The sequence below is a fragment of the Terribacillus saccharophilus genome (genome assembly GCF_046592595.1).
Classification (GTDB): domain Bacteria; phylum Bacillota; class Bacilli; order Bacillales; family Amphibacillaceae; genus Terribacillus; species Terribacillus saccharophilus_C.
The window spans coordinates 150,791-165,424 of record NZ_JAWVPF010000008.1 but is presented as its reverse complement, the minus strand read 5'-3'; the positions used below and the strand labels follow the sequence as shown (position 1 = coordinate 165,424).

15 protein-coding genes are annotated in these 14,634 nt (G+C 45.1%); 5 read left to right on the top strand and 10 right to left on the bottom strand.

Features of this window, described 5'->3' with window-relative positions; all coding sequences use genetic code 11:
- Window positions 1-124: 124 nt before the first annotated feature.
- Window positions 125-514 (top strand): YhjD family protein, encoded by a 390-nt coding sequence (locus SFC25_RS14775; RefSeq protein WP_411216021.1) that lies wholly within the window; start codon window positions 125-127, stop codon window positions 512-514.
- Here the strand turns inward: SFC25_RS14775 and SFC25_RS14770 are convergent.
- From SFC25_RS14770 to SFC25_RS14755, 4 genes are all read right to left on the bottom strand, one after another.
- The gene (locus SFC25_RS14770; RefSeq protein ID WP_411216020.1) at window positions 462-986 is read right to left on the bottom strand and encodes a competence protein ComK; all 525 of its coding nucleotides are present in this window, start codon (window positions 984-986) and stop codon (window positions 462-464) included. The two genes, SFC25_RS14775 and SFC25_RS14770, sit on opposite strands and share 53 nt — an antisense overlap.
- A gap of 130 nt (window positions 987-1,116) precedes the next feature.
- Entirely contained in the window at window positions 1,117-2,286 is a 1,170-nt protein-coding gene (locus SFC25_RS14765; RefSeq protein WP_411216019.1) for a M48 family metalloprotease, read from the bottom strand.
- 50 nt (window positions 2,287-2,336) lie between these two features.
- Complete coding sequence (gene lplA / locus SFC25_RS14760) at window positions 2,337-3,332, bottom strand: lipoate--protein ligase (protein WP_411216018.1); 996 nt, start codon at window positions 3,330-3,332, stop codon at window positions 2,337-2,339.
- A 91-nt stretch (window positions 3,333-3,423) separates the two neighbouring features.
- Complete coding sequence (locus SFC25_RS14755; RefSeq protein ID WP_411216017.1) at window positions 3,424-4,200, bottom strand: MBL fold metallo-hydrolase; 777 nt, start codon at window positions 4,198-4,200, stop codon at window positions 3,424-3,426.
- A gap of 112 nt (window positions 4,201-4,312) precedes the next feature.
- Between SFC25_RS14755 and SFC25_RS14750 the strand changes: the two genes are divergently transcribed.
- Entirely contained in the window at window positions 4,313-4,870 is a 558-nt protein-coding gene (locus SFC25_RS14750; RefSeq protein ID WP_411216016.1) for a DUF6434 domain-containing protein, read from the top strand.
- A gap of 62 nt (window positions 4,871-4,932) precedes the next feature.
- Here SFC25_RS14750 and hemY read toward each other — a convergent pair whose 3' ends face one another.
- The 4 genes from hemY to SFC25_RS14730 all read right to left on the bottom strand — a co-directional run bounded on the left by hemY (window position 4,933) and on the right by SFC25_RS14730 (window position 10,666).
- Window positions 4,933-6,354 carry a protoporphyrinogen oxidase gene (gene hemY / locus SFC25_RS14745; protein ID WP_411216015.1) on the bottom strand — a complete coding sequence of 474 codons (1,422 nt, stop codon included), beginning with the start codon at window positions 6,352-6,354 and terminating at the stop codon, window positions 4,933-4,935.
- Complete coding sequence (hemH, locus tag SFC25_RS14740; protein WP_411216014.1) at window positions 6,347-7,294, bottom strand: ferrochelatase; 948 nt, start codon at window positions 7,292-7,294, stop codon at window positions 6,347-6,349. Before hemH ends, hemY begins: the two co-directional genes overlap by 8 nt.
- Window positions 7,295-7,309: 15 nt before the next feature.
- Entirely contained in the window at window positions 7,310-8,359 is a 1,050-nt protein-coding gene (hemE, locus tag SFC25_RS14735) for a uroporphyrinogen decarboxylase (protein WP_411216013.1), read from the bottom strand.
- A gap of 123 nt (window positions 8,360-8,482) precedes the next feature.
- Window positions 8,483-10,666 (bottom strand): transglycosylase domain-containing protein, encoded by a 2,184-nt coding sequence (locus SFC25_RS14730; RefSeq protein WP_411216012.1) that lies wholly within the window; start codon window positions 10,664-10,666, stop codon window positions 8,483-8,485.
- Between the two features lie 167 nt (window positions 10,667-10,833).
- Here SFC25_RS14730 and SFC25_RS14725 point away from each other — a divergent pair, with 167 nt between their 5' ends.
- Complete coding sequence (locus SFC25_RS14725; protein WP_411216011.1) at window positions 10,834-11,328, top strand: antibiotic biosynthesis monooxygenase family protein; 495 nt, start codon at window positions 10,834-10,836, stop codon at window positions 11,326-11,328.
- Between the two features lie 46 nt (window positions 11,329-11,374).
- Here SFC25_RS14725 and SFC25_RS14720 read toward each other — a convergent pair whose 3' ends face one another.
- The gene (locus SFC25_RS14720) at window positions 11,375-12,031 is read right to left on the bottom strand and encodes a phosphatase PAP2 family protein (protein ID WP_411216010.1); all 657 of its coding nucleotides are present in this window, start codon (window positions 12,029-12,031) and stop codon (window positions 11,375-11,377) included.
- A gap of 97 nt (window positions 12,032-12,128) precedes the next feature.
- On the opposite strand from SFC25_RS14720, the gene SFC25_RS14715 reads away from it, so the two are divergent.
- Both SFC25_RS14715 and SFC25_RS14710 read left to right on the top strand, forming a co-directional pair.
- Window positions 12,129-12,590, top strand: coding sequence for a ferritin-like domain-containing protein (locus SFC25_RS14715; RefSeq protein WP_411216009.1), 462 nt, complete (start codon window positions 12,129-12,131; stop codon window positions 12,588-12,590).
- 124 nt (window positions 12,591-12,714) lie between these two features.
- Window positions 12,715-13,878 carry a M20 family metallopeptidase gene (locus tag SFC25_RS14710; RefSeq protein ID WP_411216008.1) on the top strand — a complete coding sequence of 388 codons (1,164 nt, stop codon included), beginning with the start codon at window positions 12,715-12,717 and terminating at the stop codon, window positions 13,876-13,878.
- Between the two features lie 38 nt (window positions 13,879-13,916).
- Here SFC25_RS14710 and SFC25_RS14705 read toward each other — a convergent pair whose 3' ends face one another.
- Window positions 13,917-14,630 (bottom strand): EcsC family protein, encoded by a 714-nt coding sequence (locus SFC25_RS14705; protein ID WP_411216007.1) that lies wholly within the window; start codon window positions 14,628-14,630, stop codon window positions 13,917-13,919.
- Window positions 14,631-14,634 lie beyond the last annotated feature (4 nt).

Below are 14,634 nucleotides of genomic sequence, written 5' to 3'. Positions count from 1 at the left end.
CAGGATAATCCCTTCTTTTCCTGCATTTGGTTAGTCAATTTGAAAATTACCTGTAGTATCCTGTTTTCACTTTGCATACAATAGGGTATACTAGAACACATGTTCGTATTAGGAGGAAAGGCATATGCGTTGTCTTAGTGAGTCGGAATATAAGCTGGGATCCCGCTTTCTGTTTCTATCAATGGCCATTGTTGTCCTGCAGCAGGATATCCGGATTGTAGAAGAAGGAAAGCATAAGATAAAAGCGCATCTGTTACATACATTACAATCGATGGAGAAAGCTGCATTGGAGGAGCGCCGACAGCTGCGCATCCAGCTTCGTCAGCATAATATGCAGATTGTGACAGCAGAGAAAAACGACGCCTTCACCACCTTCCTTTTCATCACGAAGGAATGTGAGGAAAAGCGGAACTATTTCAATCCCGCAATTCGGAAGAAAGTCGAGGCCATTTTGATGGAGCTTACACAAAAGGCTCCGCAATCTGGTCCCCGCCATACTTCCACAAATGCCTGATCCGCTTATCCAGCAAAAATCGGTATTGCGCAGTTCGCTGTACCTGGTTCATCATGGATCCATATGACACATCAAGGATGAGTGTATGGCCATTTTTAAATGTGAGGGTTGTTCGCTGATGCGGGGCGGCTTCTATCCGCTTGATGTGGGAATGGGAAATCCAGGAGCATGCATGGGAGAGCGGCGAAGAGGTAGGAAAGAAATACATACCGCTGACGGGGTCTATCGATATCGGGGCCTTGTGTGTGATTCCGCATATATCCTTCACACCTGCCTGTCTTCCTTTTAAGCTGCTTCCATAGAACTTGCAAGCCAAATCGATGAATCTGCTCGGAGGAGTGCGAAAGGTAAAACTATCTTCTGTTTCGATAACCTCACAGCCAGGCTGGCCGTTTTCGAGGAGCTTCGGCAGTACAGCCATTGTAAGCGGTGTGAGTTCTGCCATGGTTGGATTTTGTTCTATCTGCTGCATCTTAAAACATCCTTTCTGATGCAGGGAAAAGAGGGATTGATTCTACAATAGCAAAATCTCAAGTCTAAAAACAGGAGAAATCCGCTTTCTTAATAGAATCCTTACAAAAACAGGTAGAGAGCTTATTTCTCTACCTGTTTTCCTGATAAGATTCAATTGTTTCAATACGCTCCTGATTAGATGGATGCGTAGAGCGCAGCCATTCGAACAGCGGCCAAGGATTCGGATCGCCTTTGGAAACCTGCTGCATATTCTGGAACATGCGAATGCCTGCTTCAGTATCAGGTGCATGCTCCAGCGCATAAGTATCTGCCTGCCGCTCCATTTCCCGCGATACATAAAGGGACACAGGCTGACTTGCAAACTGCAATGTGCTAAGGATAAGCAGGAAGAAAGGCACTGCTCTAAGCTGATACGCACGTATCTGTCTTTTAGCCAATAACTTGTCTGATAGTCTTTTTGCCACCCAAAGGAGAATAAAACCAAGAACAAGAAAACCTGCAGTCCCCCAGTACACATGATGCAGTACATAATGACCGATTTCATGGGCGACGATGAACAGCACCTCGTCTTGGTCCAAGCCGTCGACGGTCGTATCATATAGTACCACACGAGCACTGCCGAAAAGCCCCGTCACATATGCATTATACGTAACTGTTTTAGAGCTTTTATCGACTTCCAGCAGTGTTGCATCGGGAATTCCAGCCTCACCAGCCAGCTGTTCTATCTCTGTTCGCAGCTCCCCATCCCGAAGGTGATAGAAATCTTCATAAAGGGGATCAATCCACATCGGCTGGACATAAACAACAAAAATGGCACTTGGTACAAGCAGCAGCCAAAGAAGCAGCCACCACTTTTTACGGAATCTTTTCATTAGAAACTGCGATACGAAAACAACTGCTGTGACAGCCAAATAAAAGAGAAATAAGCTTAGTACATATTCTCCTGCCCAATCCAAGAACGGCTGGACACTGATCTGTGCATGGCGCGCATTCCAATAACCCGCTATCCGGAATGGCAGCTGAATGATGCCGTAGCAGACAGCCAAAAGGAGCAGATAAAAGGCTGTCGCAACAACTTTAGGCAGTCGCTGTTCCATTTTAGCAGCGACTGCCTGCAGCTTATCGCTCTTCCAAACTGCATAAAGGAATAGCGGCAATAACGGAAGCCTTGAAAAATAAACGGCATGACCGATACTTGCGTAAGTGCTCACACCGCTATTCCACTCCGTATAGAAGAACGGAAAGAATATCCAGATTGCCAAAAGAAAAATCATATAAGCAAGCAGTACCCGTTTCATCCGATTCCTCCTGTAAAAAAGAGACGGCCCGGAGGTCGTCTCATAGATGATCAATACATAAGATCAATAAAGTCATCCTTCTCGATCTTACCTAGGTAGTGGCTCACATTTACATCTGCCAGTGCTTGCTGAATCGACTCGCGTTCATAACGGACACCTTTCAGCTTTTCTTCAAGCTCTCCGACTTCGCCGACTCCAAAGTAATCACCGAAAACGCGGATTTGCTCAATGATGCCGTTCTTCACATCCAGGCGGATATCAACATTCCCTGATGGGAATTTATGCGTCTGCTGAATATTGAAGCTCGGCGACTTGCCGTAGTTCCATTCCCATTTCTGATAGCGTTCTTCACTGATTTTATGGATTGCTTTCCAATCTTCTTCTGTCAGCTTGTAACGCGGTACATCCTTTGTATCCTCCACATTGAAAATATAGCGAAGCAGGATGTCCTTGAATTCGTCCATAGGAATTTTGTTATCCATGAATTCCGAGATATTCGCTACACGGCTTCTGATAGATTTGATTCCTTTGGATTCGATTTTCTCTTTCTTCACCTTCAAAGCGGAAACGACATGTTCGATCTCTGAATCGTACATCAATGTACCATGACTGAACATCAATCCGCGAGTCGAGAATTGCGCATTTCCGGAAATCTTGCGTTCACCAACAAGTAAATCATTCCGCCCTTTCAATTCTGCTGGTACACCAAGCTTATTCAAAGCATCCGTAACCGGCTTTGTGAATTTAGCAAAGTCCTGGAAGCTGTTGCCATCATCCTGTGTAATGAAGCTGAAATTCAAATTCCCTAAATCATGGTATACAGCTCCGCCTCCGGATAAGCGGCGTACTACCTTTATACCGTTATCGTCAACGTACTTTGTATTGATTTCTTCAATCGTGTTCTGGTTCCGGCCGATGATGATGGATGGTTCATTGATATAAAAAAGCAAATATGTATCGTCTTTGCCGAAGTTTTTTAGCACATACTCCTCGATCGCAAGGTTGATCCTTGGATCTGTAATACCTTCATTATCGATAAAACGCAAAATAAAGACCCCCAGTGTCAGAAATTGTTTACCCTAGTAATATTCTACCGAATCCTCAGCATGATAGCAATTCAGATAAAACGGGAAGGTGTTACCCTTCCCATGTGAGCCCTTCGTATGCAAGGTTTACTTTCCCGCTGTAGACACTGCTTGCTTCTTCCAGCAGCTGCCTGTGTTCCCCGAAGTGCGGCAAATGACTGAGAAAGAGATGCTTCACACCAGCTTTCTCCGCAATGCCGCCCACCTGCAGGCTGTTCATATGACCGGCAGACTCTCCATCCTGATGCTGGTAGAAATTACAATCCGTGATAAGCAGATCGGCATCCTTGCTGAACTCCGCCCATCCCTCCAAATAACTGGAATCAGCTGTATAAACGATATCAGAGACACCATCTGTAATCCGCATCCCATAGCACGGTACGGGATGTTTTGTTTTCATAAATGTGATAGCAAAAGGCCCAATGCTCAAAATTTCATCCGGCTTGTAGGCAATACCCTCGGTAAATTTATGCGTCAGGTTCTTAAAGCCCTCTTCATCTTCCTCGTGACCATAAATCGGCAGCACGTCTTCTGTACCTTTCAAGCTGTTCTGTACTTGCCAAACATGCTGCAGAGCTCCGATGTCTGCGATATGATCCGGATGATAGTGACTTACGACAACCGCATTCAATTCCTTCGGATCGATGAAAGCCGGCATCCTCGATAGCGCACCGCTTCCGCAATCCAGCAGCAAGGCATACCCGTCCTTTTCCACTAAATAACAAGAGCTTGCACTCTCTCTGCCTGGGTATGCACCCCAAAATCCTATCACTGTCAATTTCATACTTTCTGCACCTCTCCTTCTACTGTTACCATTACCGAAATCCATGCATATAAACCACCTAATCTGTAAGGAGTTCTCCAGTCAAGGACTAGTCTCCTTTCTGTACATATGACATAATATAACAAAAAGAGAAAAAAACGCATGTGGGGGAAATATCATGAGACCAGAATTGACGCGTATCACAAATGCAGATGATTTTTTAGATTATTATTGGCTGAAGGAAGAACTTGTCCAATTCTGCCGGGAAAACGAATTGCCTGTCTCCGGTTCCAAGATGGAAATCACAGCAAGAATTGAAAGCTTTCTGCGGGACGGTCTCATAGAAAAACCAAAACAAAAAAAATCACGCAAAAGAAAGAAATCAAACGAACCACTCAGCTACTCTACTATCATCACAGAAGACCATCGATGCAGCCAGAAAGTACGAGCATTCTTTAAACAGGAAATCGGACCGCATTTCCATTTTTCGACCTACATACAAGACTACTTCCGGGCAAATATCGGCAAAACATACGCAGATGCCATCAATGCGTGGCATGAGGAAGAAACCCGCAAGCAAGACTCTGCTTACAAGAAAGACATTGCCCCTCAGTTCGAATATAACCGATTCATCCGTGACTTTTTCTCTAACCCTATAAATAAAGGAAAATCGCGCAGTCAAGCTATCGAGGCTTGGAACAAGAAAAAAAGCAAGCCATACTCCCATAGTTCCTGATAGCTTCAAGAGCTTAAATATGCTGTCGAGATCAAAAAGAATAATTAAAAAAAGCTTCTCCCTCAGGAGAAGCTTTTTTCGCGTAAGTAAGCAAGTACATTTTGTACCGCTTGTTCGCCACTATCAATACAATCCGGGATACCGATTCCATCGTAGGAACCACCTGCAAGGAATACTCCTGGAAGGTGAATGGCCATATTGGCGCGCACATCAGCGACACGCTGCAAATGGCCGACTACGTATTGCGGCATCGCTTTTTTCCAGCGGCTGACCACGGAAAATTGCGGCTTGCTTTTTATTTTCATGATTTTATTCAAATCTTTTAAAGCGATCCGGACAATTTCCTCATCGGATAAATCCACTATACCGCTGTCATCTGGTCTGCCCACGTAGCAGCGGAGCATGACTTTGCCTTCTGGCGTCGTACCTTCCCACTTTTTATGTGTCCACGTACATGCTGTAATCCGGTACTTACTGTTGCGTGAGATCACAAAACCTGTACCATCGATATCCTTCTTGATAGCAGAGGCATCGAATGTCATCGCTACCGTTGCAACAGATGTTGCCTTCATCTCTTTCAGCTGTTCCATGAAGTCATACTGACTGAACATGCGCTGAACCGCAAAGAAAGGTGAAGCAAGCACTGCGGCATCCGCACGGAATACTTCACCATTGCCGAGCAGCAAATGATAATGATCTGCTTTGCGTTCGATATGATCGACACTTGTTTCCAGATGAACAGTACCAGGATCAAGCTTTGCTTCCATACCTTCCACCAACGACCCAAGTCCGTTCTTCAAAGAAAGGAATGCACCCGGAGGCTTTACATCTTTCTTCTGTTTAGGAGGTTTTGGCATCGTCGCCTGCAATCCTTTGATAACACTTCCATACTGCTGTTCTACTTCATAGAATTTTGGATAAGTTGCCATCAAACTCAATTCATCGATTTCACCCGCATATACGCCAGACAAAAGCGGCTCCAGCACATTCTCTACCAGCTCATCACCGAAGCGTCGGCGGAAGAATAATCCCATGGATTGATCCTGTGCTTCTTTTCCTTTTGGCAGCATCGGTTCAACGCTTATACGCGCTTTTGCTTTGGTAGAAAGCAAACGTGACTGATAAAACGGCTTTAATTCCGTCGGTACACCCATAAAGGCCCGTTTTGGCATCTTATGCAGCTTCTTGCCAGCCAGGATATAGGACTGTCCCGTATTGTTCCGAACAAGATCCTTCTCCATGCCGATGTCATGAATGAGACGGGATGCTGATTCCTTACGTGCTAAAAAAGAATCAGGACCGCGTTCAATTACAAATCCATCTTTTTTAAGCGTGTCAATCTTTCCGCCAAGATGGCTGGACGCTTCAAACAGCTTTACTTCATAATCCAGACGATAGGCGCGTATCTGCTTCTGAAGGTAATAAGCGGTCGTCAGGCCGGCAATACCGCCCCCGACGATCGCTATCTGTTTTTTCTCAGCCATGACGCTCAACTCGTGCCTGCTGCTCCAATACCACCTTCGCCAATGTATTGATGAACTGCTGGTCTGTATTCGGCATTGCAGGACGGTAGTATTTTGCGCCTAATTCGTCACAAACGACCTTACACTCATAATCATTATCATAAAGCACTTCCAAATGGTCAGCGATGAAGCCGACTGGTGCATATACGAAGGAACGATAGCCCTTTTTCTCGTAAAGCTCGCGAGTAAGATCCTGTACATCCGGTCCAAGCCAAGGATCTGGTGTATTACCTTCACTCTGCCAGCCAAGCTCTACATTCTTGATACCAGTCTGTTCTTGGATCAAATCTGCTGTACGTTTCAGCTGATCAGGGTATGGATCGCCATTTTGAAGGATTTTTTCTGGAAGACTGTGAGCAGATACGATCAGTGCTGCTTTATCACGCTCTTCTTTGTCCATACCCGCAAAGATTTCAGAAATATTATCTGACCAATATTTGATGAAGCCTGGTTCGTCATACCAGCTTTCCACAGACGTGATTTGAAGATTGCCAGCTTCTGCAGCTGCTTTATGAGCACGCTCGTTGTAAGATTTCACACTGAATGTGCTGTAGTGTGGTGCCAATACGATTGAAATAGCTTCTGTAATACCATCCTTCGCCATTTCAGCCACACCGTCTTCGATGGAAGGCTCGATATGCTTCAATCCAAGATAAGCTTTGAATTCGATAGCATCCTGATACTTATTCAAAGCAGTTTCCATTGCATCAGCTTGTTCCTGCGTAATACGTGCAAGCGGGGAAATACCGCCGATTGCTTTATAACGGCTAGTCAAATCTTCGAGCATTTCCGGTGTAGGCTTACGTCCGTGACGGATATCTGTATAATAACGTTCAATGTCTTCTTCTTTATAAGGCGTACCGTACGCCATAACTAGTAAACCAACTTTTTTCTTTGTCATGTCTTACACCTCGGGTTATAAATTAGAGTTTTGTTTAACGGAATACGAATGGATGAAGGCAGTCAGCTTCTTCAGCACACTTGGCTGGATTTCCGGCGTGACGCCATGACCAAGATTGAACACATGCGGTCCAGATTCCCGGCCCTGGTCCAAAATCGATTTAGCTCTTTCCTCCAGAACACTCCATTCGCTTGTCAGGAATGCTGGGTCAAGATTACCTTGAAGCGTCTTCGTGATACCTTTTTCCCTTGCTTCTTTAATGGAGATTCTCCAGTCAAGTCCTATTACATCCACCGGCAAATCGTTCCATTCCATGATCAGATGACTTGCTCCTACACCGAATAGGATAAGCGGAACATTTGTCTCACGAAGCTCATTGAATATACGCTCCATTGTCGGCTTGATGTACATACGATAATCTGCTGCATTCAAAGCCCCTACCCATGAGTCGAAAATCTGGATAGCTGATGCTCCGGCTGCCACTTGTGCTTTCGCATAAGTGATAGATACTTCCGCAAGCTTATCCATCAATGCAAACCATGCAGCTGGGTCACTATACATAAGCGACTTTGTCTTATGATAGTTTCTGGATGGTCCGCCTTCGATCATGTAGCTAGCCAATGTAAACGGCGCCCCTGAAAAACCAATCAGCGGTACTTCCAGCTGTTCTTCTGTCAGCAGCTTGATCGTATCCAGTATGTATGGAACGTCACGCTTTGGATCCAGCGTGCCAAGCTTCTCCACATCTTGGATGCTGCGGATAGGGTTGGCGATCACAGGACCGATTCCTGACTTGATATCGACATCTACGCCAATACCTGGCAGTGGTGTCATGATATCTTTATATAAAATTGCTGCATCGACATCATACTGTTCGACTGGCAGTCTTGTCACATAAGCTGCTAGCTCAGGCTGATGCGTAATTTCAAACAGAGAATATTTCTCTTTGAGCTCGCGGTATTCTTTTTGCGATCTCCCTGCTTGGCGCATATACCAAACTGGCGTGTAATCCGTTGCTTCTCCGCGGAATGCACGCAGCATTGTATCATTTTTGATGTTAGGCATAATCGTTCTCCTTCGTCTCCTCATTATCCGTTCCCACTATACGAAATTTCATAAGTATTTGTATAGCATTTGACTCATAAAAACCCCATTTTTTGCAGAATTGTGTCAGAGTCGTGAAAATCGTCAGAATCCGAAACCAGATAGGACAGTATGGTTGGATTCAGCACCGCTTTCATCTGTCAGCGGATTGAACGGAACTACATAATAGGTGGCGTCTTTCAACGGATTGACTTTATCCACTGTAAAGGATCCTTTTCCTTGTACTTCCCCGATTTTCTCTGCACCATCGTCTGTTTCTTTGTAAATATGATAGATGATTCGCTTATCATCGCTTGCTGTCCAGGTCAAATCAGCATTAACGATCCGAAGACCCCCGAAACCGTAGGATATAGAAGCATCCGTAATGGTCGGCAATTCAACCGGACCGCCGATATCTTCTGCGTTTTCCGGCTTCTCGAAGCTTGTCGACATTGTCCTATATTGAGAAACTTGCCGCAAAATTGATTTCGTGAGCGCTGTCGGCATCGAACTGCCGCTCTCCAGATAGTTCTTATCGTTTGTTTTGTCGTAACCCATCCAGCTTACTGCGACATATTCTGGTGTGTATCCAGCAAACCAGGCATCCTTATCCGCACCATCCACAGTCGGATGCTGCGTCGTTCCTGTCTTTCCAGCCAGAGCCCCGTAATACGTACCAGCCGTTCCGGTACCCCCGGTGATGACTCCTTGCAGCATACGTGTCATATCCCAGGCAGTCTGTTCCGAGAATACGTCTTCTGTTTGCGGTTCTGCCTTGAAGGCAGCTTCCCCATTACGGTCATAAATCGCATTGATGGATTGTGATTCAATCCATTGTCCTTCATGTGCAAATGTCCGGAATCCTTCCGCTATTTGAAGCGGCGTCAAGCCTTCCTTCAAGCCGCCAAGGGCAATTGACAGACCTTTATCCTCCGGCAGGTCGATATGCATTTTCTCCAAATACGATTTGCTTGTTTTGATACCGATTTGGTCAAGCAGCCAAACAGCTGTCGTATTCTTCGATTCCTGCAAGGCCTCATACATTGTGATGTCGCCTTCATACTGGTCGTTGTAGTTCGATACAGAATACTTTCCATTGTCATAAGTCTTCTTCTCATCAGGCAGCTCACTGTATGCGTTGTAATCGCCTGTATCCAATGCCGGCCCGTAAACCGCTAGCGGCTTCATGACAGATCCTGGCTGCCGCTGAACTGTCACCCGGTTCAAATCCCCGTATTGAAACTCACGGGCTCCTACTGCTGCGACGATTTTGCCTGAATTCTGATCAAGCATCACAAAGGCTCCTTCAATGCTATCGGTCGAACCATCGAAATACGTATCATCCTGCATCGTATTGTAAGCTGTGCGCTGGATGTCTTCATCCACATTCACCACGATACGATATCCGCCTGTACGCAGATTTTCCAAAGATAGATCATATTTCTCCTGTGCTTCTTCTGCTACCAAATCAATATAACTCTCGATCCAAGGACGCTCTTGTTCTTCCTCAGGCTCGGTTACGCCAAGTTCCTCCGCTTGAGCAGCTTCCTTTTCATCGGCTGTTATATAACCCTGCTCTTCCATCTCATCCAGCACAAGATTACGTCTTTCTTTTGCCAAGTCCGGATTATTATTCGGCGAGTACGTATTCGGTGCTTTTGACAAAGCTGCCAGCATCGCACTTTCCGAGAGCGTCAAGTCGCTTGCACTCTTATTGAAGTAATAATTGGCTGCGGACTCTATTCCATAAAGGCCATGTGCAAAATAAATTTCATTCAGATAATATTCGAGGATCTGCTTCTTCGTGTAATGTCTCTCCAAGTATATAGCAGCCATCGCTTCCTTCGCTTTTCGAGTGAAGGTCTTATCATTTTTGAAAAAGAGATTTTTGGCTGTCTGCTGTGTAATTGTGCTTCCGCCTTCTACTTTGCTCATTGCCAGAATATCACGATACAAAGCTCGTGCCGTCGCACGGAGATCAATACCATGATGACTGTAGAACCTGGCGTCTTCTATGGAAACAAAAGCATTTTTTACATGTTCGGAAATCTCATCGAATTTGACAGGCTCCCGGTTTTCTTCATAGAATTCCGCTATGACTTCCCCATCCTGGTTCTCGACTGTTGAAGCTGCCTTCAACGTCAGATCATCTTTATCAATAACGAGTCTTCCCCCGAAAAATAACAGGATATAGACAGCCGTGATGCCCGCTAAAATAATACCCGTTCCGAAAAGGTACAATGTCTTCCTGCGCATCCGTTTATGCTGCTTATGCTCTGATCGTTTCATAACGTTTCTTTCACCTCTTACAAATCCCCCATGTTCATTCTATAACCCTTATTATACGACAAAAAATGCCATTTACCCATCTTTCTATCCATTGGAGCCCCAGCTTGCATTACGCAATGTGTAATTGCTACACTGACTTTAACATACTGCCAGGAGGTTGAATACAAATGATCGCACACTTTACAAGCGGTACGACTGATTTCCTTCGCCAGCTGAAGGCAAAGAATGAAGCAAAAATTTGGGTATTTGAAGGAGCAGAGGGAGCCCTCGCTTATACAGAAGAACCAAATGCTGCTATATTTTCAGCACCACGCAGCTATGAGCAGGTGACTGGCACAGGTGACCTTCCGGATAAGGGGTATATTGCTATCAACAATATTCCCGTCACAGAGGAAGGCCGTCCGATTTTTGAAGATGTTTTTAAACGCAGAGCCGGCAAAATAGATCAAACTCCTGGGTTCAAAGCGCTCCGGGTGCTGCGGCCTCAGGAAGGAAACACCTATCTTGTGCTGACAGCATGGCAATCCAAGCAGCATTTCGAAGATTGGAAAACGTCAGAAGCTTTCCAGCAGGCTCATAAAAAAGATGCTGATAAGCCGAAGAAACCTCCATTTAGCGGAGGTCCGGCATACGTCACCACGTATCATATCGACAACGATTAATAAAACAAGGCCTGTCCGACTGTACGTACGGACAGGCCTTGTTTTATTAATGGGAACGTATCTTTTCTCTTTTCCCAAGCTTATGCTGCAGCCACTTGTATAACAAAATCCAAATGATAAGAAAGATCATCCCGTATGCAAAGCCGGCCAGCACATCCGTCAAGTAGTGAACCCGGAGAACATACCGGCTAAAGCCAACCAACACGACGATAAAAACTGCCAGGGATGCAGCGATTTTCCGCTGGCTATCATTTAAGTAATGCCAAAGGAAATACAGGATGATGCCATATGTAATAAACGACACCATGGAATGACCTGACGGAAAGCTGAATCCTTCGCCATCCACTAACGCCAAAATCGTCGGGCGTTCTCTTTCTACCAATTGCTTAATGAGAAAATTGAACTGATAACCCAGAGCGGCAGCTGTAAATACAATACCTGCTCCGATTAAATCTCGTTTTCCTATTGCTAAAAACAGTCCAAATGAAAATGCGAGCACGCTTAAAACAATGCTCGATCCAAGCTCTGTAACCCAGCGGAATACATCATACAGAAATGTCCCCTGCAAGGATTCCGCAAACGGTGCTGTCCACTGATCGAGCAGCGGATCTGCGTGCAGCCTGACATCAATTGTGAGTATCACAGCTGCTATAATGGCAATTGTAAATAACAGAATGTATCTGTTCTTATGCTGGATTTCCATTTTGTCACCTCTGACTGATTGTACTATGTCACTTGTTTAGAAAACAAATCCAAGGGGAATATATCCTACAGATAGCCAATCAGAAAGGATGATAAACATGGCAGACAATGTTAGAAAAATCAAAGATGACTCTCAATTACAGGAACTTATTGATGGCTTGAACCTAGACTTGGCAAATGAATATGCCGCTTCCATCATGTATACAACATACAGCTCCGCTGTTTCAGGCCTATATCGTGCGTATTTGAAACCATTTTTCGAGGATGAAATAACAGACGAAATCGGACATGCAAAATATTTGGCAGATAAGATTGTGACACTCGGCGGTGTGCCAACTACTGTTCCGGCTGAAGTTCCGTATCACACCGATGTAAAGAAAATGCTGACAGAAGCACGGGATGCGGAGCAGGATACCATTGATCGCTATGAAAAACGCAGACAGCAGGCAGAAGATCTTAACTTGACTGAGCTTGCTACCAAGCTGGAAGATTTAATTGCGGATGAGACGAATCACCGCGATGAGCTCAACCGTCTTTTGAGCGACTCCCGCTTATCTTAAATTACGGAGCCCATAACCCTTTGGTTATGGGTTTTCTTATGTATTTTCTGAATAAATCAATAATTATTAATAGGAAATATGCTATACTAGTCTTATTTCATATGAATAAGGAGGCTGGTGCAGCATGCTAGCGAATTTTTTTAACAAAATCGATGAACTGTATGAAGATATGGTTGCCACGAGAAGATACCTTCATCAGCATCCCGAACTGTCCTTTAAAGAAGAAAAGACAGCAGCATATATTGCAAATACATATGAGGAACTTGGTATACCCTGCGAAAAGAATGTTGGCGGTAACGGAGTAGTTGCCACTCTCAAAGGCGGAAAACCTGGTAAGAAGATTGCCTTGCGAGCGGATTTCGATGCGTTGCCAATCCAAGAAGAAAATGATGTTCCTTACAAATCCACCGTACCAAATGTGATGCATGCATGCGGTCATGATGGACATACAGCAACGTTGCTTGGTATTGCCAAAGCAGCCAAAGCGTTGCAGGAAGAATTACCAGGCACGCTTGTTTTCGTCCACCAGCATGCAGAAGAATATGCACCGGGCGGAGCGAAGCCGATAATTGAAACTGGTATATTAGATGATGTAGATGCCGTGTTCGGAACACACCTCTGGTCGAACACACCGCTTGGCACAATCGAAACAGCGGATAAAGAATTCATGGCAGGAGCTGATCGCTTCGAAATTGAAATCATCGGTAAAGGCGGTCACGGTGCCCAGCCACACCAGACGAAAGATGCCGTTCTTATCGGATCTCAAGTCGTAACGGCGCTTCAGCAAATCATAAGCCGCCGATTGGATCCATTGTCAACAGCTGTCATCACTGTCGGTACTTTCGAAGCTGGTGCAGCGTTCAACGTCGTCGCCGGAACAGCAAAGCTTACCGGAACAGTCCGTACATTTGACACTGCTGTCCAGGAACAGATCAAAGTGGAAATTGAAAATGTACTAAAAGGTATTACAACAGCCAACGGTGCAAGCTACACATATGACTACATCGAAGGATACCCGCCAGTAATCAATCATCCTGCAGAAGCACAATTGGTACTGGACGCTTCAAAACAAGTCGCGGAAGTTAAAGAAGCAAACAAGGTTCTTCCTACCATGACTGGTGAAGATTTCTCTTATTACTTACATGACAAACCCGGAGCTTTCTTCTTCACCGGTGCAAAGAAAGAAGATCATTATTATCCGCACCACCATCCGAAATTCGACTTTGATGAAAAAGCAATGAGCATTGCTGCAAAGACATTACTCAGCACATGTATTGCTTACCAATAAAAAAAGATCAGCGTGAAAACCAATCACGCTGATCTTTTTTATGTTAACATGCGGATACGATAGGCATGCATGGCAGCTGTACCCAGTTGTTCGAGAAACTTACCGTTGATGATGGCTCCGACGAAAGCTCCGACACCCGGCAGCATCTGCACCATTTTGATCAAATCGATATGATCGCGGTACTCCTGCTGCAGCACCCGCCAATTTACATCCTCAATGGCCCCGGTAACTTTATTCCAATGACGGATTTCTTCCCACAGCTTCACTCTCGTATCACTGCTTGAGAAAGTGGCACTGAAAATCTGCAGCAGGAAAACGCGTTCGCTGAATCCTGTCACATCAAAGCCATAGATTCGGCCTATATCGAACAAGCACTTCATTTTGATGCTAAGAAGAAGCGGAAAGTCAGCCATTCCTAAGAGTATTCCTCCAGCCCCAGTACCAGCACCTTCCAGTCTCGCCGTCGTTTTATAGCGATTGATGACTTTGCGGACCTCTTTTTCACGTTGCTCAAAACTCCATTTTTCATCGACTTTGATTGGATAGATGTAGTTAGAGGACGTCAGACTGAGTTCGATCATTTGCCGAATTGCTGTTGTGATTGCCGTATGGACCGCTGCTGGAATTTTATCGGTAATCACATCCTGGGTACCTTTCGAAAGTCGCTGAAACCTGCCGCCGCGACGCTGCAGGGAATGGTAATAAAACATCGCTTCCTTCAATTTTCTTTCCTTATAATAGTCTTCCTCCATCTGG